This is a genomic window from Rhodococcus sp. NyZ502 (assembly GCF_041464245.1).
In the GTDB taxonomy this organism is placed as follows: domain Bacteria; phylum Actinomycetota; class Actinomycetes; order Mycobacteriales; family Mycobacteriaceae; genus Rhodococcus_F; species Rhodococcus_F qingshengii.
Map to the genome: position 1 here is coordinate 5,867,335 of NZ_CP167155.1, position 19,707 is coordinate 5,887,041.

16 protein-coding genes are annotated in these 19,707 nt (G+C 62.7%); 12 read left to right on the plus strand and 4 right to left on the minus strand.

Annotation, left to right across the window (positions count from 1 at the left end):
• The first annotated feature begins 89 nt into the window (after window positions 1–89).
• From ACBG85_RS27185 to ACBG85_RS27195, 3 genes are all read left to right on the plus strand, one after another.
• Window positions 90–1,673 (plus strand): helix-turn-helix domain-containing protein, encoded by a 1,584-nt coding sequence (locus ACBG85_RS27185; RefSeq protein ID WP_372025523.1) that lies wholly within the window; start codon window positions 90–92, stop codon window positions 1,671–1,673.
• A 157-nt stretch (window positions 1,674–1,830) separates the two neighbouring features.
• Window positions 1,831–2,946, plus strand: coding sequence for an agmatine/peptidylarginine deiminase (locus ACBG85_RS27190; RefSeq protein ID WP_372025524.1), 1,116 nt, complete (start codon window positions 1,831–1,833; stop codon window positions 2,944–2,946).
• A 36-nt stretch (window positions 2,947–2,982) separates the two neighbouring features.
• Window positions 2,983–3,555 (plus strand): TetR/AcrR family transcriptional regulator, encoded by a 573-nt coding sequence (locus ACBG85_RS27195; RefSeq protein WP_050654996.1) that lies wholly within the window; start codon window positions 2,983–2,985, stop codon window positions 3,553–3,555.
• A 3-nt stretch (window positions 3,556–3,558) separates the two neighbouring features.
• Here ACBG85_RS27195 and ACBG85_RS27200 read toward each other — a convergent pair whose 3' ends face one another.
• Window positions 3,559–4,215 carry a TetR/AcrR family transcriptional regulator gene (locus ACBG85_RS27200; RefSeq protein WP_372025526.1) on the minus strand — a complete coding sequence of 219 codons (657 nt, stop codon included), beginning with the start codon at window positions 4,213–4,215 and terminating at the stop codon, window positions 3,559–3,561.
• Window positions 4,216–4,382: 167 nt separating this feature from the next.
• On the opposite strand from ACBG85_RS27200, the gene ACBG85_RS27205 reads away from it, so the two are divergent.
• The 6 genes from ACBG85_RS27205 to ACBG85_RS27230 are packed head-to-tail and all read left to right on the plus strand — an operon-like array spanning window position 4,383 to window position 12,160.
• The gene (locus tag ACBG85_RS27205; RefSeq protein ID WP_372025528.1) at window positions 4,383–5,771 is read left to right on the plus strand and encodes a flavin-containing monooxygenase; all 1,389 of its coding nucleotides are present in this window, start codon (window positions 4,383–4,385) and stop codon (window positions 5,769–5,771) included.
• On the plus strand, window positions 5,768–6,922 hold the full coding sequence (locus ACBG85_RS27210; RefSeq protein WP_372025530.1) for a serine hydrolase domain-containing protein: 1,155 nt from the start codon (window positions 5,768–5,770) through the stop codon (window positions 6,920–6,922). The genes ACBG85_RS27205 and ACBG85_RS27210 overlap by 4 nt, the downstream gene beginning before the upstream one ends.
• Window positions 6,919–7,959 (plus strand): NAD(P)-dependent alcohol dehydrogenase, encoded by a 1,041-nt coding sequence (locus ACBG85_RS27215; protein WP_372025531.1) that lies wholly within the window; start codon window positions 6,919–6,921, stop codon window positions 7,957–7,959. Before ACBG85_RS27210 ends, ACBG85_RS27215 begins: the two co-directional genes overlap by 4 nt.
• 19 nt (window positions 7,960–7,978) lie before the next feature.
• The gene (locus ACBG85_RS27220) at window positions 7,979–9,640 is read left to right on the plus strand and encodes a class I adenylate-forming enzyme family protein (RefSeq protein WP_007730286.1); all 1,662 of its coding nucleotides are present in this window, start codon (window positions 7,979–7,981) and stop codon (window positions 9,638–9,640) included.
• Window positions 9,637–11,382, plus strand: a complete 1,746-nt coding sequence (locus ACBG85_RS27225; RefSeq protein ID WP_215516170.1) for an amidohydrolase family protein — start codon at window positions 9,637–9,639, stop codon at window positions 11,380–11,382. The genes ACBG85_RS27220 and ACBG85_RS27225 overlap by 4 nt, the downstream gene beginning before the upstream one ends.
• A complete protein-coding gene (locus ACBG85_RS27230) occupies window positions 11,372–12,160 on the plus strand; it encodes an SDR family NAD(P)-dependent oxidoreductase (protein WP_054781717.1) in 789 nt (262 codons plus the stop codon). Before ACBG85_RS27225 ends, ACBG85_RS27230 begins: the two co-directional genes overlap by 11 nt.
• 1 nt (window position 12,161) lies before the next feature.
• Here the strand turns inward: ACBG85_RS27230 and ACBG85_RS27235 are convergent, their stop codons facing one another.
• The 3 genes from ACBG85_RS27235 to ACBG85_RS27245 form a co-directional block, all read right to left on the minus strand.
• Window positions 12,162–12,641 (minus strand): carboxymuconolactone decarboxylase family protein, encoded by a 480-nt coding sequence (locus ACBG85_RS27235; RefSeq protein ID WP_003943220.1) that lies wholly within the window; start codon window positions 12,639–12,641, stop codon window positions 12,162–12,164.
• Window positions 12,638–13,762, minus strand: a complete 1,125-nt coding sequence (locus ACBG85_RS27240; RefSeq protein ID WP_030536189.1) for a dihydrodipicolinate reductase — start codon at window positions 13,760–13,762, stop codon at window positions 12,638–12,640. The genes ACBG85_RS27235 and ACBG85_RS27240 overlap by 4 nt, the downstream gene beginning before the upstream one ends.
• Window positions 13,763–13,823: 61 nt before the next feature.
• A complete protein-coding gene (locus tag ACBG85_RS27245) occupies window positions 13,824–14,504 on the minus strand; it encodes an NUDIX hydrolase (RefSeq protein ID WP_058038404.1) in 681 nt (226 codons plus the stop codon).
• Between the two features lie 78 nt (window positions 14,505–14,582).
• On the opposite strand from ACBG85_RS27245, the gene ACBG85_RS27250 reads away from it, so the two are divergent.
• From ACBG85_RS27250 to ACBG85_RS27260, 3 genes are all read left to right on the plus strand, one after another.
• Window positions 14,583–16,520: an O-acetyl-ADP-ribose deacetylase gene (locus ACBG85_RS27250; RefSeq protein ID WP_372025535.1), complete on the plus strand. Its 1,938-nt coding sequence runs from the start codon at window positions 14,583–14,585 to the stop codon at window positions 16,518–16,520.
• A 268-nt stretch (window positions 16,521–16,788) separates the two neighbouring features.
• A complete protein-coding gene (locus tag ACBG85_RS27255) occupies window positions 16,789–17,931 on the plus strand; it encodes an Ig-like domain-containing protein (RefSeq protein WP_063315478.1) in 1,143 nt (380 codons plus the stop codon).
• Between the two features lie 29 nt (window positions 17,932–17,960).
• A complete protein-coding gene (locus ACBG85_RS27260) occupies window positions 17,961–19,706 on the plus strand; it encodes an Ig-like domain-containing protein (protein ID WP_372025537.1) in 1,746 nt (581 codons plus the stop codon).
• The last annotated feature ends 1 nt before the right edge of the window (window position 19,707 follow it).

Genomic DNA, 19,707 nt, shown 5'->3' on the forward strand with positions numbered 1-19,707 from the left:
CCCCTAATCGGTTACGGTTATCCGTGCGTGCCGACTTCTTACACTCATCGGTGGCTGCGTGAGAAAGCATCTGAATCGGGAGGGCATACGTGGGACCACGGTTGGTGTTCTCCGCGGGCGAAGTCCCCGAGATCCCCGCGTCCCGACTCTCCTTGATCGCGAATGCACGTGAGCCACTGCTCTTCTGGGTACACACCGGACACGCGGAACTACAGATTGGCGACCGCACCCGCAGCGTGACCGCTGGGGCGGCAACCTGGGTGCCCGCGGGAATCGCCTACAGCATCCGAGTCGACCCGGGAGCGGTCGCGTTTCCCATTCCGATGCCCGCTGCCGACCTGCCGCCCACGTTGAACCGGATCATCGATTTCGAGATCCCGGCAGCCTGGCAGGACTGGCTCGTCCACCAGTTCGCGCACAACTTGGGATTTCTGCGCGGTGGGGCGACTGTGGGGGCCGGACTACTCGAGCTTGTCGCGGGGGCCCATTCCAACGACGCCGACGCTTCGGTGTCGTACGCCCCACCGAATTTGCCACGCTCGGCCGAGACCCTCGAGATCGCTCGCACGCTTCTACGGACGCCAGCCGACGACACGGAGCTTTCCCAGTTCGCCCGGCAACTCAAGATCGGCGTCCGCACCCTGCAGCGCCGATTCACGGAGGAGACGGGGTTGCCTTTCGCGCGTTGGCGCACCTCGGCCCGGATCGCGGCAGCAATCGCATACCTGAACTCCGGCCGCGAAATCGGATGGACGGGTGGGCAGGTCGGATTCGCGACGCCCGCGGGATTCACCCGTGCCTTCCGTGAACACACCGGTGTGACACCCAGTGACTACACACGTGCAAACCAAGGCTCAGCGCCGATCCATGAGAACGAGACCTTGGCACAGAGCGTCGCACTCTTGTCCGAGGAAGGCGCCCACTCAGGCTCGGCGCCGATACCGCCGACGATTCCTGCAAGCGGAACGTGGGCCAGGGTCAACAACTTTCACGTCGTCGTCTGGATCTACCGAGGCTCCGCCCGGGTCACTTTCGGCGACCGAACCTGGAATCTGAGGCGGGGCGACGCGATGTGGCTTCCCGCGGGAGTACGCAACAGCGTCGAGATCGCGGAGGGTTCGCTTCTACTTCCGCTCGGATCCCAGCCTGGCGACTCTCCCGTCACTGCACCGCCGCCACGAGTGCTGCACTTCGCGCGCGAAGCGGAGGCGTATCTGTTGCACACGGTCGTTGCGAATTACACCCTTCTGCGCCCCGAAATCCATGACCCAGCGAGGATCTCGAGGCTGATCCGAAACAGCGCGGCGACGCGGACACCCGGCGGCCGAACCGATCCTGTCGAAACGATCCTTACCGCACTCCGCGCGGACCCCACCGATTCGCGCACGCTGCCGGAGTGGAGCGCTCGACTCGGCGTCGACGAGGGCCTGCTCCACAAACGCTTCGTAGCGGCCACCGGCCAGAGCTTCCCGCGCTGGCGCGGTCAGTTGCGGATGACCCTCGCCCGCGCTTATCTCCAGGAGGGCTTCTCGGCCGGAGAGACCGCCCGTCGACTCGGCTACGCGCACGCGTCCGGATTCACCAAGGTCTTCATCGGTGCCCACGGCATGTCGCCCCGGGACTACCAGCGCCGCGGATGGCGGGGAACGGTCGAAGGACTCATCGACTCGTGACCTTCCGACGGATGAGTCCTTCGATCCGTCGTGTCGCCCGCCGAAACGGTCTCGAACTGGCACTACTTCCTTGACTAAATTTTCAGTCAAGGTTTACGCTCCATGCAAGCAGGACGCGGACCGGGCGCGCACGCACACAGCACAAGGAGTCACCGCAATGCAAAGACGTCGGTTCATTCAGGCAGCCGCCGCTGCGCTCAGTGGCCTCTTTTTGGCAGGTTGCGGCGATTCCGACTCAGCCTCGGGCGGGAGCAATGGAGACGACGATCTTCGCGAGTGGGTGATGCCGGAAGAGGGTGATCCACATAAGCGCACCTGGATGGCGTTCGGTACCAGCGAAGCGATCTGGGGAGCAGCCCTCCTGCCCGAGGTCCAGCGCAACCTCGCGACGATCGCGCAGACCATCGCGCAGTTCGAGCCCGTCTCGATGCTTGTTCGTTCCGAGCAACTGGACTTGGCTCGCTCCCTCGTCGGCCCATCGGTCGAACTGATCGCCGCGCCTCTCGACGATCTCTGGATGCGCGACACCGGCCCCGTATTCGTGAAAGGCAACGGGACCAAAGCGGGTATCGATTTCAACTTCAACGGTTGGGGCGAGAAGCAGGATTTTGATCAGGACGGCCAGGTCGCAGCCTTCGTTGCCGCCCGTGCGGGAGTCGAATCATTGCCTACCGACCTGATCCTCGAAGGCGGCGGCATCGAGGTCGACGGCGAAGGCACAGCCATCATCACCGAAAGCTGTGTACTCAACAACAACCGCAACCCGGGATGGTCGAAGTCGGACGTCGAAGCCGAACTCGGCCCCCTGCTCGGTCTCGACAAGATCATCTGGCTACCGGGAATCGCCGGCAAGGACATCACGGACGGCCACACGGACTTCTACGCCCGTTTCGCACGCCCAGGTGTCGTGGTCGCAGGCCTCGACACAGACCCGGAGTCGTTCGACCACGACGTGACCGCACGTCACCTCGAGATTCTCCAGAACGCGACCGACGCACAGGGACGGAAGCTGGAAGTGGTGGTCCTCGAGGCGCCGGTCGCGATCAGGCCCGACTTCGAATCGGACGATTTCGCAGCCGGATATATCAACTTCTACGTATGCAATGGGGCGGTCATCGCACCCGAGTTCGGTGACCCCGAGGCCGACCAGGCCGCCAGAAGCGAATTGGAGCGCCTCTTCCCCGACCGCCGTGTCGTGCAGATCAACATCGACGCCATCGCCGCGGGTGGTGGCGGCATTCACTGCACCACCCAGCAGGAACCCGCGGACTAGAAACCTGTCCCGACCACCCTCGTAGAATTCGGACTCGTGTCGAACCGCCAAACGCAAATCTTGGAAGCAGCAGTCCGCGTCATTGCCCAACACGGCGTACGCGGGCTGAGGGTGGAGACGCTCGCTGCCGAGGCCGGAGTGTCGACGGCACTCATCTACTACCACTTCCAAAACCGCGCAGGTGTGCTGCGCCGGGCCCTCGATCACATCAACGATCGCGCCGCGCTGTACACCGAAAGCGCCTTCACGGAGACAGACCCTCGTGCGCAGCTCGAGCAGATGCTCCTGCTGGAGTTTCAGAATGCCCCGAAGATTCGAGAGAACAGCATCGCCTGGGGTGAACTCCGAGCAAGCGCAGTCTTCGCCGACGAGCTGCGCGAACCGCTACGCACCACGACGCAAGAGTGGGCCGACGACGTCGAATCTTTGATCCGCCAAGCGCAGGATGCCGGGCTCGCTGATCCGAAGGCAAGCCCGGCCGACGCCGCCGAGCGACTCACCGCCCTGGTCGAGGGTCTGAGTGAACGCTGGCTGAGCGGCTCGATCCCCATCGAACGAGCCCGAGAACTGCTCACCGGTGCGATCGGCGTGGAGATCGATCCGAGCTAGCCTCTACCGCTCGCCGACGCCCTTCGATTCCGGAGACAGAGCCGGGAACCAGATGTCGGTCAGAACTTCGGCCGCCTGCATCCGAGTCACGTCGATCGTCCCCTGCACGGCCCAGCGTGTGAAAAATCGCTCCAGCTGGCTCACAAGCAATTCGACGCGCAACCTCGCCTCGTCATGCTGTTCCACCGGCCACCGACCCAGATACTTGGGCATGGCATTCGGTAGTTCGGTCATACCGTCTCTCGCTGTCTCGCGGAACTCCGGTTCGAGTGCCACGGCCTCGTCCCAGGCCGGCAGCAGGCGTTTGTTCTCGTCGAACCAGTCGAAGGCACGCTCCAACCAAGCCGTGAATTCCCCGCGAGAGTTCGTGTCGAGGACCCGATCGAGATCGATGTAGAAAGCGAACGCACTCGCCGCCATCCCGGCCGCGCCGATCGTCTTGAGCATCTCCACTTTGCTGGCGAAATGCACGTAGAACGTGGCTCTACTGCATCCGACGACCGAGGCGATGTCATCGACCGTCACGGCCGCGTATCCCCGTTCCTCGAACAGAGTGCGTGCGGCGTCCACGAGTTTGGCCCGCGTCGCTCGTTTCTGCTCGTCGCGAAGGGTTCCCCGCCTGTTCTTCGGGCCATCGGTAGTCGTGCTCACGTCGCCCACCTTGCTCGCATTTCGACTTCCTGGCAAATCACCGACTCACCGTCATCAAAAAACATTGCGTCATTCATTGACACATCGTCAGCGAATGGCGCACTATGACTCAAGTCACTTCTCGGGCTTCGATTCTTCTTCGCGCACGCCCGAGACAGAACAGAAAGCGATGGCGAATGAGCCCCTCCCCCTTGCCGAGCGTGTGCATCATCGGCGCCGGGCCCACCGGAATCACGACGGCCAAGCGAATGAAGGAATTCGGAATACCCTTCGACTGCTACGAAGCGTCCGACGAGGTCGGCGGAAACTGGTACTACAAGAATCCCAACGGGATGTCGGCCTGCTACCAGAGCCTGCACATCGACACGTCGAAGTGGCGCTTGGCATTCGAGGACTTCCCGGTCTCTGCCGACCTTCCCGACTTCCCGCACCACTCCGAACTCTTCCAGTACTTCAAGGACTACGTCGAGCACTTCGGACTGCGTGAGTCGATCATCTTCAACACCAGTGTTGTTGCCGCAGAGCGTGATGCAAACGGACTGTGGACCATCACGCGCTCGGACGGCGAAGTCCGTACCTACGACGTCCTGATGGTCTGCAATGGTCACCACTGGGATCCCAACATCCCGGACTACCCCGGCGAGTTCGACGGCGTCCTCATGCACAGCCACAGCTACAACGACCCGTTCGATCCGATCGACATGCGCGGCAAGAAAGTAGTCGTGGTCGGAATGGGGAACTCCGGCTTGGACATTGCTTCCGAACTGGGGCAGAGATACCTCGCCGACAAGCTCATCGTCTCGGCGCGCCGCGGCGTGTGGGTGTTGCCGAAATACCTGGGCGGCGTGCCGGGAGACAAACTGATCACCCCGCCCTGGATGCCTCGGGGGCTGCGCCTGTTCCTGAGTCGTCGATTCCTCGGCAAGAACCTGGGAACCATGGAGGGCTACGGACTACCCAAGCCAGATCACCGCCCCTTCGAGGCACATCCGTCAGCCAGTGGCGAGTTCCTCGGACGCGCCGGGTCAGGCGACATCACCTTCAAGCCGGCGATCACCAAACTCGACGGAAAGCAGGTTCATTTCGCCGACGGCACCGCCGAGGACGTCGACGTGGTCATCTGCGCCACCGGCTACAACATCAGCTTCCCCTTCTTCAGTGATCCGAATCTGCTGCCGGACAGGGACAACCGATTCCCACTGTTCAAACGAATGATGAAGCCCGGAATCGACAACCTCTTCTTCATGGGACTCGCGCAGCCCATGCCGACGCTCGTCAACTTCGCCGAGCAGCAGAGCAAGCTCGTCGCGGCCTACCTCACCGGTAAATACCAACTGCCGTCTGCGAACGAGATGCAGGAGATCACCAAGGCCGACGAGGCGTACTTCCTCGCCCCCTATTACAAGTCGCCGCGGCACACCATCCAGCTCGAGTTCGATCCCTACGTCCGCAACATGAACAAGGAAATCGCCAAGGGCACCAAGCGTGCTGCGGCCTCCGGAAACAAGCTACCTGTTGCAGCGCGTGCAGCAGCACACGAACTCGAGAAGGCGGATCGCGCATGAGTCTGGTGAACGGTCACTGCGACAACGAGTTCGACGCCGTCCGCACCGCCTTCGAGGCTCAACTCGAATCCGGTGAAGAACTCGGCGGCTCCGTTGCCATCACCGTCGACGGAGAATCCGTGGTCGATCTCTGGGGCGGGTACGCCGACGAATCCCGTACCACTCCATGGGGCAGCGACACCATCGTCAACACGTTCTCCATCACCAAGACCATGACGGCCCTGTGTGCGCTCCTGCTGGTCGAACGCGGCCAATTGGACGTGTACCAGAAAGTTGCTCACTACTGGCCCGAATTTGCGGCAAACGGTAAGGAAGACATCGAAGTTCGCCACCTCCTGTCGCATACGTCTGGCGTCTCCGGTTGGGAGCGCCCGATCGAACTGACGGACATCTACGACCTCGAGGCGTCCACCGCTCGCCTCGCTACCCAGAAGCCTTGGTGGACCCCGGGTACGGCGTCGGGCTATCACGCGATCAACTACGGCCATCTCGTCGGTGAGGTCATTCGTCGCATCGACGGGCGAACTCTCGGCAGGTTCTTTGCCGAAGAGCTTTCCGGTCCACTGGGAGCCGACTTCCATATCGGCACGTCCGCAGAGCATTTCGGTCGAATCGCCACCATGGTTCCGCCGCCCGCGTTGGAGTTCGACCTGTCCACGCTCGACCAGGACAGCATCTTCATCAAGACCCTGACCTGCCCACTGCTCGACTACCCCGAGGTCAACACCGCACCCTGGCGGGAAGCCGAGATCGGCGCAGTCAACGGCCACGGCAACGCACGTTCTATCGCTCGGGTCCAATCCCTGATCTCGAACGGTGGTGTGCTCGACGGCCGGAAGCTGCTCTCGCAGAGCACCATCGACCTGATTTTCGAGATCCAAGCCGACGGTATCGATCTCGGGATCATGACACCACTCAAGTTCGGCATCGGCTACGGACTGCCACATCCGGTTACCGCGCCACTGATTCCCGACGGACGCGCCTGCTGGTGGGCAGGTATCGGCGGCTCGATGCTGGTCAACGATCTGGACCGACGGATGACCTTCGCCTACGTCATGAACAAGATGGCACCGGGTCTGATCGGATCCGACCGCAGCAACGCCTACCTGAGCGCCGCATACAACTCCGAGGTCAGCGAGGTCAGTTCATGAAGGCAGCCCAGCTCATGGGGCCCGGGCTCCTGGAAATCAACGACGTGCCGGTCCCGGAGATCGGTCCGTCGGAACTACTGATTCGGGTGGGCGCAGCGGGAATCTGCCACTCCGATCTCCATCTCCTGCACTTTCCGTACAAGATGCGCGAAGAACCGCTGACGATCGGCCACGAAATTGCCGGAACGATCGAAGCCGTCGGGAGTGGCGTCGACGGCCGTTCCGTCGGAGAGCGTGGCGTCGTCTACCTCTGTTGGTCATGTGGACAGTGCCGAGAATGCATGAGCAGCAACGAGAATACGTGCCTCGCCGCTGGACGCACCGCGATGCCGCCCTGCCCCGGGCTTGGTCCCGAAGGCGGGATGGCCGAGTACGTCAAGATCCCGGCTCGCTCATTCGTACCCATCGGAGACCTCGACTTCCTGCAGGCCGCACCTCTCGCCGATGCGGCACTGACGAGCTACCACGCCATTCGCGGTGCCCGCGAACATCTCCAGCCCGGTGCCACCGCCGTCGTGATCGGCGTCGGCGGACTCGGTCACGTTGCAGTACAGATACTTCGCGCAATCAGTGCCGTGCGCATCATCGCCGTCGATGTCGGACAGGATCAACTCGATCTCGCCAAACGTTGCGGCGCCGACATCACGCTCGAATCGGGACCGGACACCGCACAGCACATCCTCGACCTCACGTCGGCCAGAGGCGCAGAAGTCATCTTCGACTTCGTCGGTATCGACGCAACTGCACAGATGTCTGTTCAAGCGGTTGCGCCGAACGGCGCGTATCGCATGGTAGGTCTCGGAGGCGGAAACCCCGGAATCACTGCCGAAGCTGCCGGCGGACCAGGCTGGCCGTGGGGCGCATCGATCCGGAAGTCGTACGGCGGCACCAGAAACGACCTCGTCGATTCCATCGCCCTGGCACAGGCCGGTCTGGTAACGGTAGAAGTAGCCCGCTTCGACCTCGCTGATGCCCGCGACGCACTCGACCGTCTCGAACACGGCAAGGTCACCGGACGCGCAGTGCTCGTACCCTAATCTTCGAAAGGCACTTCACGTGACTACTTCCGCTGATACACAAGCATTCATCGCGTCCGTCATGGCCGGGCTGACCGGCCCCGGTGGTCCTTTCGAGATGCAAGTCGAGGATGTACTGGGCAGTTCGATGCCCGTCATGAAGAACCGCGACAAGGCACTCGGCGACGTGCTCGCTGCATCCTTCGACTACGGATCACGCGACTATCTGGTGACCAAGGACCGACGCTTCAGCTACCTCGAGCACGGCGAGGCCGTAGCAGCATTGGCGACGGCGCTGCGCGAGCGGTATGGCGTCCGCAAGGGTGATCGGGTCGGCATACTTGCTGCCAATACGCCGGAATGGGTGATGACCTTCTGGGCGGCTCAGTCCCTCGGTGCCATCGCCGTCGGATTCAACTCGTGGTGGGTGGCCCGCGAGGTGGCGTACGGCATCGATCACACCACCCCCACAGTGGTGATCGCCGACGCCAAACGCGCGCAGATTCTTTCCGAACTGAACACCGATGTTCCCGTACTCACGATGGAAGAAGATCTACCTACCTTGATGGAGAAGTATTCGGGATCGACACTGCCCCGTACTTCCGTCAACGAGGACGATCCGGCCGTCATCCTGTACACGAGCGGAACCAGCGGCCGCCCCAAGGGGGCTGTTCACAGTCACCGAAACGTGTTGGCCGTCATCGACTACCACCGCTACAGCGATCGCCTCGCTGCGGCGTTCACCGGCAAACCCAGCGACGGCCGACCGAGTGACTTGCGGTATCTGCTGACCGCGCCGCTGTTTCACATTGCAAGCCTGCATAACCTGGCGATCCCACGACTCGCGACGGGCGGAGCGGTGGTCATCCATCAGGGCGCCTTCGACGTCGACGAAGTCCTTTCCCTCGTCGAACGCGAGAAGGTCACAAACTGGGCGGTGGTCCCCACCATGGCAACCCGTCTCCTCGAGTACGGCAGTCTCGAGAAGTACGACCTGACCTCACTGAGCGCCTTTGCGCTCGCGTCTGCGCCGTCATCTCCGGCCTTGCAGGACCGACTGCGCGCACGCCTGCCTTTTGCGCAGCACACCTTGGTCGACAGCTACGGGCTCACCGAATCCTCCACCGGCATTTCAGTTGCCACACCACCGGAACTTGCCGCGTTCCCCGGAACTCTCGGCCGGCCGATCATCGGGGTGAGCGTGGAGGTGCGCGACCCCTTCGGTGTTGCAGTCCCCGACGGCGAGGAAGGTGAGATCTGTGCGCGCAGCGCCTATGTGATGTTGGGGTACTGGAACGACGAGACCGCGACTGCAGCCGCTATCGGTCCTGATCGATGGCTCCGAACCGGCGACTTCGGAGTGTTCGAGGACGGCCGGCTCCGCCTGACGGGTCGCCGATCCGACCTGATCCTGCGCGGCGGCGAGAACGTCTATCCTCTCGAAATCGAGCAGACCATCGACGAGCATCCCGCCGTACTCGAATGCGCTGTGATCGGCATTGATTCGGCAGACCTCGGCCAAGAAGTTGCAGCCGTCGTCGTTTTGCGGAGTGAGGGAGCCGCCGGCGAAGAAGAACTACGCGACTATGTCGCCGAACGACTGGCTTACTTCAAGGTGCCGGTGAAGTGGAAACTGAGCACAACTCCTCTGCCCCGCAACGCAACCGGAAAAACGATACGTGCAAAGGTGGTTCTCTCATGACCTACGACGCCGTGATCAACAACGGTCTGTGGTTCGACGGCACCGGGGCCAAACCAGCTGTCCGCAATCTGGGTATCCGCGATGGGTTGGTTACTGCCATCTCCCTCGATCCACTCGACGAAACCGACTGTCCCCGTGTAATCGACGCGAGGCGCAAGTGGGTGATCCCGGGCATCGTGGACATCCACACTCACTACGACGTCGAGATCCTCGAAGGCCCGGCGCTGAGCGAATCTCTCAGACACGGGGTCACGTCGATCTTTGTCGGATCGTGTTCCCTGTCCACCATTCACGCCAGCCCCTCCGACGCGGGTGATCTCTTCGGCAGAGTAGAGGCAATTCCGCGTAAGCACGTCGTCGACGCACTCAACCGTGCCAAGACCTGGAACTCTGCGAGCGAGTATGTTGCTGCACTAGAGGCGCTTCCGCTAGGTCCCAACATTGCAGCCTTCATCGGACACTCCGATATGCGGGCCGCCGAGATGGGACTGGATCGTGCTACCAGGAAGGACGTCCATCCCACAGACGCCGAACTCGCGTCGATGGAAGCACAGTTGACCGAAGCTCTCGACGCAGGATTCGTCGGGATGTCCAGTCAGCAATTGTTGTTCGACAAACTCGACGGCGAGACCTGCCGCTCACGCACGCTGCCGTCGACGTATGCAACCACGAAAGAACGACGCCGACTCAATGCGATCCTGCGCCGTCGGGGACGGGTATTTCAGGCCGGACCTGACCTCTCCAACCCGATGAGTACCGGAGCGATGGCGTTCTCCAGCGCGGGTATCTGGCGTAAGCGACTCAAGACGAGCATGCTTTCGGCGGCCGACATCAAGTCCAACAAGTTGGCCGTGGTGATACTCGGCCCACTGGCACACTTGGTCAATCGACTCGGCGGCGACCTGCGCTGGCAGCACCTGCCAGTTCCCTTCGAGGTATATGCCGACGGCATCGACCTGGTTGTCTTCGAGGAGTTCGGATCCGGCGCTGCAGCACTGCATCTGACCGACGAGATGGAACGCAACGTCCTCATGCAGAGCGAGGATTACCGTCGACAATTCCGCAAGGACTACGACCAGAAGTTCGGTGTCAAAGTTTGGCATCGCGATTTCTTCGACGCCGAGATCGTGTCCTGCCCCGACGAATCCCTGGTCGGCAAGAGCTTCGGGCAGGTCGGCGTCGAACGTGGCGGCCTCCACCCTGTCGATGCATTCCTGGATCTGGTCCTCGAACACGGCACGAAAGTGCGTTGGCGCACAACCATCTCGAACCACCGGCCGGAGGTTCTGGACAAGTTCGCCCAGGACAATGGTGTCCAACTCGGGTTCTCCGACGCCGGAGCGCATTTGCGCAACATGGCGTTCTACAACTTCGGCTTACGCCTACTACGACGTGTCTACGATGCCCAAAAGGTCGGCCGTCCGTTCATGACCGTCGAGGCAGCGGTGCATCGTCTCACCGGTGAACTCGCCGAGTGGTACGACGTCGATGCCGGGCACCTTCGATTAGGTGATCGCGCCGACCTGGTTGTGATCGATCCCGCTCATCTCGACGATTCGCTCGACACTTATGCGGAAAGCCCGGTTGTGGAGTACGACAACCTCTCCCGCATGGTCAATCGCAACGACCAGACCGTCACCGCAGTGTTCGTCGGCGGCGAGTACGTCTTCGGCGACGGAGAAGCAGCACCCGTTCTCGGCAACCGCCGAACCGGAAAGTTCTTGAAAGCAGGTGCCCATTAACACGTCCAGATTTGCCGGGAAAACAGCAGTCGTCACTGGAGCAGCATCAGGTATCGGTGCAGCCATCGCACTAAGGCTTATCGACGAAGGCGCACAGGTAGCTGGAATCGACATCGCTGCAGAGGGTTTGAAAGAGATAGCCTCCCAGCAGGGCGGGGCTTTCCTCGCCGTTCCCACTGACGTCACCAAGGAATCCGATGTTGCCGAGGCCCTTGCCGCGGCGGCGGCGGAATTCGGCGGTATCGATCTGGCTTTCAACGTTGCCGGTGCGTCGAGGGTGGGGCAGATCGTCGACCTCGAGGAGGCCGACTGGGATTTCACGATCGACCTGGTTCAGAAGGGCGTCTTCCTCTGCACCAAACATGAAGCGCGGCATATCCGAGAGCGCGGTCGCGGTGGTGCGATAGTCAACGTGTCCTCATTGAACGCGCACGTGCCGAGCCCCTACGGGAGTGCATACGCGACAGGCAAAGCCGGAGTCGAGATGTTCAGCAAGAATGCCGCGATCGAACTGGCTGCGTCGGGAATCCGGGTCAACGCAGTTCTGCCCGGCCTGGTCGACACGCCACTGGTCGCGCCGGTCATGAACTACGAACCCGCCCGCGACATGTTTCTCAGCCGAATCCCCATGTCCCGAGCGGCAACTCCCGACGAGATCGCGGGCCCCTGCCTCTATCTCGCCAGCGACGACGCCTCGTACATCACCGGAACCAGTCTGGTCGTCGACGGCGGCTGGGAGGTCTCGAACTACCCGGATCTGACGACGCTGGGCAACTAGTTCAGTTGCCGGGCAACACACATTGAGTATCGAGGCCGAGGACGTGGTTGAGCCTGCCGAAGGCCAACCACGATCCGAGGCACATGCTCAACTCGACGATTTCTCGCTGGGAGTAGTGAGCTGTCATGCGTTCCCAGAACTCGTCGTCGAGCCCGTGGTGGTCGAGGGCGTATCTCTCGGCGTATTCGGCAGCGAGGCGCGTCCTGTCGTCGAAGGCATCGGTGGTGCGCCAGTCGGTGACAGACTGATCGAACGTCGACTCCACAGTCTCGCCGTCACGCTCGGTGCGCCAGTCCTGACAGAAGATGCACCCGTTGATCTGAGCGATCCGAAGCCTGGCCGCCTCGAACTCGCGGAGTCCGAGAGTGCCGTCCGTGTAGACCTTTTGGGAGAACCCGGCGGCCGCGGGTCCGATGCCGGGGACCATCTCTCCCCACACGTAGCCGATCGGATTCTTGCCTTCGGGTATGTCGATATTCATGTGAGTACCTCCGAGTTTCGGGCACCGAGCTTGCCGACGCCGGGTGTGAGCGGAACGTCCAGCGCGTCGTAGAGACCGGGTTCAGCCTGACGTAGCCAGGGAATTGCGTTGACGAGACGTCCTACGGCCGTGGCATTTCCACCGGCCGCGCGATTTCCACCTTCATCGGTGGCTTCGACGTTGATCTCGATTCGTGGTCGTCCTTCGACGATCACCTTGTGCGCGCCGTCGCCGCCGTCGGGCGGGAGCGGCCAGTCGCGGGCACAAGACGGATGAATACGCGTGACGTGTTCGATCACGATCAGGGGTTCCCCGCCGACGATTCCCTGAACCTCGAATCGCAGTGCGCCTTGGGTGCCGGCCGCGAACTCCCCCATATGTTCGGTCGACACGGTTTCCTCGAGCGGGCGGCGCAGCAAGGTCTCGCGGATCTCGTCGAGTTCCACCCCGAGTGCCCGCGCGATGAGCCGAATCTGCCCGCCCCAGACCATGGTGGGTACGGTCGGCGCGACCATGGGAGGTTCGTAGTCCATCGGCTGACCCATCCCGATCAGGTAGCGGACAGAATCCGGCTGTTCGTAGGTCGTGTAGTCGAAGATTTCCTGACACCGGATCTGGTCGATTGTCCCCGCGAGCCCGCTGACGAGAATCGGCAGGATGTCGTTGCCCCAGCCTGGGTCGATACCGGAGACGAACAGAGCGCCGCCGCCCGCCTTGGCAGCAGCTTCGACGGGATCACGAAGTTCGGGAGGCGCAGATTTCGGGTCGTACAGCGCATATACCGACGGCGTGACCACCACAGCTCCGGCGGCCAGTGCCCGCGTGATGTCGGCAACCGCGTCGTCGGGCCGAATGTCGCCGGACGCCGCGTAGACCACCGCGCCGGGAGACGCTGCGAGCACGGCATCGGCGTCGTCGGTAGCCGCGACGCCCAGGTGCACTCCCAGATCGGCGAGGTCACCGGCGTCTCGCCCGACCTTCTCGGGGTTCGCAACGATGACGCCGACAAGTTCGAGGGCCGGATTGGCTGTCACAGCGCGAATCGATGCACGCCCGACGTTGCCGGTACCCCACACGACAGTCGGAATCTTGGACTCGGCTTCATTCGAAACTGCACCCATCAATCGGACATTACCCAGCTCAGCGCGTCAGGTCAGCAGAACTGCAAGAATTCGTTTCACTTCATCCGGTCAAAAATGCCATTGCCTGCGCAGTCAGTGCGCCGTCACCCCGCCTCCGGTACGTCTCGGCGGGTCGGCCGTTACCTGGTCTGCTCATCTCGCCGGTACTTTCGAGCGCGTCGAACACCTGCCGGCGGAAGCTGTCCTTCTGGAACGGACGATCGAAGATCACCTCGTAGAGTCCCCGAAGTTCGGCGACGGTGAACGTCCCGCCCGACAATCCGTCCGGATCCACGTACGACGCATACCTCGTGCGTAGGTCCGTGACCGCGAGTCGCACCATGTCGGCGTGATCGAATGCGAGTCCGCTCACTGCCTCGTCGTCGTACACATCGACGAGAAGCGCCGAATCGGGCAGTGCCGATTCCGGTAGGCAAGCCGTGTGTGCGACCGACAAAACCCATCCACGGTCGTCGCGGTCCGGTCGGTCGAAGATCGCCAACTGGTGGAAGCTCGTCTGGGCCAACTCTGCCTTGACCGACAGGGCACGATCGGCTGCGGCCGTGAGCAATTCGCGTTCGTGCAGAAATGTTCCCGGTAGCGCCAGCGCACCGAGACGGTGCCGAACCACCAGAACTTTCAGAGATCCACCGCTGTACGTCAGCACCGCGACGTCCACTGCCACAGACGGACGCGGATAGTCCGTCAATCCCTTACCGCTCGTGCCTGTCCATTTATTCACCCTTGCATGTTATCTCAAACATGATCTATGGTTAGCGCAAAGTTGATCAAACGATCATCGCGAACCGAAGAGGTGGCCATGAAACTCACCGCACAGCAGTCCGATCGAGCGGCCGGCGTTCTGCTCGGCACCGCAGCAGGAGACGCGCTCGGCGCCGGCTACGAATTCACCTACCCGAAGGCCGAGGTCACGATCGACATGATCGGTGGCGGCCCGTTCGACTGGGCGCCGGGAGAATGGACCGACGACGCCTCGATGGCAGTTGCGATCGCCGAGGTGGCCGCTACCGGAATCGACATCGGAAGCGCTGACGGTCTCGATGCCATTGCAGCACAGTTCATCCGGTGGTACGACTCGACGCCCGCGGACATCGGCAACCAGACGCGAGCAGTGTTGTCCGTCCGCTCCGAAAGCGCAGCGGCGATGGCGGATCGTGTGCGGGCGATCAGCGGCCGCAAAGCCGGCAACGGCTCGCTCATGCGGACTGCTCCCGTCGCCCTCTCCTACTTGGACGATGCAGAAGGTGCCAGGTCGGCAGCGCACCGGATCAGTTCACTCACGCACGACGACCCGCGTGCCGGACAGGCGTGCGAGTTGTGGACCCATGCCATCCGCCATGCCGTTGTCTCCGGCAACTTCGACGGTGTTCGCGGCTTCCTCTCCGTTGCCGATCAGGACGTCGCCGAATACTGGGGCCCGCTGCTCGATCAGGCCGAAACCGGGAACCCGCAGGACTTCTCCAAGAACGGTTGGGTGGTGCATGCACTTCAGACTGCTTGGTGGGCAATCACTTCCACGGACAATGGCGATGCTCGCCACCTCCAGTACGCATTGGAAGCAGCAGTAAGAGCCGGCGGGGACACCGACACGACGGCGGCCATCGCGGGTGGCCTCCTCGGCGCCCGCTGGGGAGCGTCGGCGGTTCCCGCCCGTTGGCGCCGAATCATGCATGGCTGGCCGGGATACCGTTCCTCCGATCTGATTCGCCTGGCAATAAAGACTGCTCGCGGCGGTACCGACGACAAGAACGGATGGCCGTCGACGGCAGAACTCGACTACTCGAGGTTTCGCGGAACCCACCACCTGACGACGCACCCGCACGACGACGGCGTCATGCTCGGCGGCGTCGATGCGGTGTCCACTGCAGACTACGACGCCGTGGTCAGCCTGTGCCGCATGGGAACACGACAGGTCGCCCCTGATCACGTCGAGTTCTGGTTGGTCGACGACGGTCACGATTCCAACGCCAACCTCGAGTTCGTTCTCGACGACGCAGCGCGCACCGTCCAGGCGTTGCGGGCCGAGGGAAAGCGCGTACTCCTCCATTGCGTTCAGGCGCACAGTCGCACGCCGTCGGTTGCAGCGCGATACTCGATGTTGATCGGACATGATCCCTACGACGTACGCTCGGCTATGCCGTGGGCTCGCCCGAAGCGTGAACTCTGGAACACGGCAGTCGGAAACGCGTCCGTCGGACACACAGCCGTCGGATACACAGGAGGATCCATGCCCGCTATTACAGTCGTCGAAGGTGACATCACGACGCTGACCGTCGACGCCATCGTCAATGCGGCCAACTCCAGGCTCCTCGGCGGCGGCGGTGTCGACGGCGCGATCCACCGTGCCGGGGGACCGGAGATCCTGAAGGCTTGCGAGGTATTGCGCAACACCAGCCTTCCCGACGGCCTGCCGGTGGGTGCGGCCGTAGCCACCACCGCCGGAAAGCTGCACGCCAAGGCCGTGATTCACACCGTCGGCCCGAGGTATTCGCGCTCCGAGGACCGTTCCGGTCTGCTTCGGTCGGCGTACACCCGCAGCCTCGCCGTGGCCGACTCGATCGGCGCCCGTACCGTCGCCTTTCCGTTGATCTCGGCAGGGGTCTACGGCTGGCCGAAGGAAGATGCCGTCCGACAGGCCGTTTCAGCGATTCGCGCGGCGAAGACCGAGGTCGAGACGGTCACACTGGTCGCATTCAACAAGGAGACGGCAGACCTGATGCGCCGCGCGATCGCCTGACCGTTACCGGGCCCACTTCACGCCACGTTAAAGCAGTGCAGAGCGGTCGGAGAAGTGGAGAAATTTCACCGGTTGGACGTTTGTCCAACAATTTGTCCGAATCGCATATTCTGCGGCTCGCTCTGTGTTCTACTCCTCTCCAGGGTTTGAGCTGGTGGTGAGCAAACGACGAGACGTATTCGATTCTCTGTCAGCTCGAGGCCGGTTCCCAGACCCGGCTTCAAGCCGAGAGCTCGATCTTGTCGAGCGCTACTCAAGGAGAATGTGAATGGTGTCGACGTTGATGCGCCGAGGAGTGGGGGTGGCCGCGTCGTTGACCGGATGCGTTGCCCTCGTGATCGGCGGAGCCGGAGCCTCGTCCGCCGCTGATGTGGACCTTCCGTTCACGGCATCGTGCCACGGGTGGCAGTTCCCCGGACCGATCACGCACAACGAGACGCGTGATTCCGGCGTCACGATCAGTGCGCCGGCCGTGGTCCCGCCGAACTCCACCTTCACATACCGCCTCGCGCCCAAGCCGATGACGGTCCCCAAGGACGGTTACGACCTCAGGTCCGTCGTGAACTGGACGCGTCTCAAGTTCGATTTCGACATCCCTGCAGGCACCTCCTACGTGGGGGCGCAGATCGTGGCCGGCACCAGCTCGAATCTGGGTGGGGTCGCCCCGACGATCACGCGGGTGAACGATGCCGGTTCACCCGATCCGAATGGGGCGCATCTTCGTATCTCCGGCAACAACATCACGGCGGGCAACGGACCCAACACCGACGACAACGGCGGCGGCGGAATCGAGGTCGGTGGAGGAAAGACGTTCCAGCTCCCGGCAGTCGACGTCACCGTCACGTCAGGGGCTGTGGGAACCCAGATCAAGCCCATGCTCCGCGTGTCCGACACCAACTCCGGTTCCTACGACAGTGCCGCCAACTACCTGACCTTCCTGCAACAGGAAACCCTGCTCGGCGGCGTCAAATACTGGCTGACCACCAATTGCTCACCACGCGACAATCGTTCGGCCGGATTGAACGCCGGCGGCCGGCCGCTCGCCGTGATCAACGTCGACTCCAGCCTCGCTCAGACACAGACGCGAATCGACGCACCCGGTAAAGCTGTCGTCGGTGACTCCGTGGAGTTGACGGCAACGGTCACTCCGTGGCCGTCGGGAGGAACAGTGCAGTTCCGCGACGGAGGGGTTGACCTCGGCGCTCCGGTGGCCGTCGTCAACGGCGTCGCGAAGGCCAACCGCACGATGACAACAGCGGGCGACCACAACATCACGGCGTACTACACGGGATCGGCCGGTTTCATGGAGTCGATGTCGGGCGCCGTGACGATCAACGTCGTCGAACCGTCCGAGCCCGAGCCTGGCACCGGTAGCCTCGGCAGCCTCGGCACCCCCGGATTCGGGTCGTGAAAACTGTGAACAGAAACCAGGATTCGACGATGAACTCGAAACTCCTACGCGGCTCTGCGATTGCAACCGTCTCGGTACTGGCCGGCGGCTTGTTCTCCATCGTCGGCGGCGGGATCGCCTCGGCTGCCCCCGAGACCAAGAGCGTGGCCTTCACAACTGCATGCCATGTGCGCGAGATGGACGGTGTGGCAAGCCCGATCACGTTCAACGAGACACTCGGCTCGGGAGTCACCATCACCGCGCCGACCACCGCGGCACCAGGTGAGACCGTCACCTACCGCGTGCAGCCGAACGAGATGAAGACAAACAGCGGCGGCCATGCCAGCCGTGGAGTCGTGCATTGGGCCCGGATCAAGTACGACTTCGACATCCCGTCCGGCGTCGAATTCGTGAGTTCCCAGCTTGTGGCGGACAGTGCGTACGGCCTCGGATCCGACAGTGCCACTCCGACAGTCACACGGATCGACGACGGCGGTAATCCATCGGCATCCGGTACGCACCTGCGTATCTCCGGATCGAATCGAACCACCGGAAACGGTCCGTCCTCCGCAGTTCGATCGAGTGACGGCATCATCGTCGGTGCCAACACCAAGTTCCGACTCCCCGCAGTCGACGTCACGGTCAAAGCTGGTGCGGCCGGTACCGAGATCAAGCCTTCGCTGAGGGTTTCCGATCCCGGTTCCGCCAACTACGACGACGACCGAAATGCGCTCACATTCGTCCAGCGCGAAAAGGATGTCTTCACAGTCAACTACTGGGAGCGCTACAACTGCTCCCCGCGGGACAACAGGAACTCCGGCCTCAACGCCGGTGGGCAGGCCCTGACCACCATCTACGTCAGCCAACCGACAACCACCACAATCCAGATGCCCGGCTCGATCCAAGCCAGCACACCGACCGAGCTTGTCGCAAAGGTGGATCCGGCTCCGGTCAACGGAAACGTGCAGTTCAGGGTGGACGGCGCCGACGTCGGTACACCGGTCACTCCGGGCGCCGACGGCACTGCCCGGCTACCGCATACCTTCTTCACCGCCGGAACCGCGCGGGTCTCCGCAACGTTCCAGGGAGTCAACGGATTCCAGAGTTCCAACTCGACCGAGGCAATGGTCACGGTGACTGCCGCACCTGTCGTCAAGCAGACCGACACTGCCGTGAACGTTCCTACCGATGCGAAGACGGGCATATCGGTGTCGCTGAGGGCGCAGGTCACGCCGACACCCGCCGGTGGCACTCTCCAGTTCAAGGACGGCGCTGCAGATATCGGCGCTCCGATCCCGGTGGGCGCTGACGGCAAAGCCACTCTGGAACATGCCTTCACCTCGGCTGGATCTCATGCCGTCTCGGCCTACTACTCCGGCGCAACAGGATTCATGCCGTCGATGGCATCCGCTCAAACGGTCACCGTGTCTGATCCCGCACCGTCCGATGTCACCACCTCGACCTCACTGGCAGCTCCCGCGACGACCAAGCAGAATGGCGCGGCAGAACTGTCCGCGACGGTCACCCCCAACCCCGGCGGGGGCTCGGTTCAGTTCTACGACGGCGACCAACCCATCGGACAGCCCGTTGTCGTCGGAGTCGATGGAGTGGCGCGACTGACGCACACTTTCGCATCGACGGGCGATCATCGGATCAAGGCGTCATACGCCGGGCGAAGTGGATTCACACAGTCCGCGTCGGACGAATCCGTCGTCAAGGTTTCTGCTGCGCCTGACGACGGCGGGAACGGCGGTTCGGGCAGCCTCGGTTCACTGGGCGGTCTCTTCGGTTCCTGAT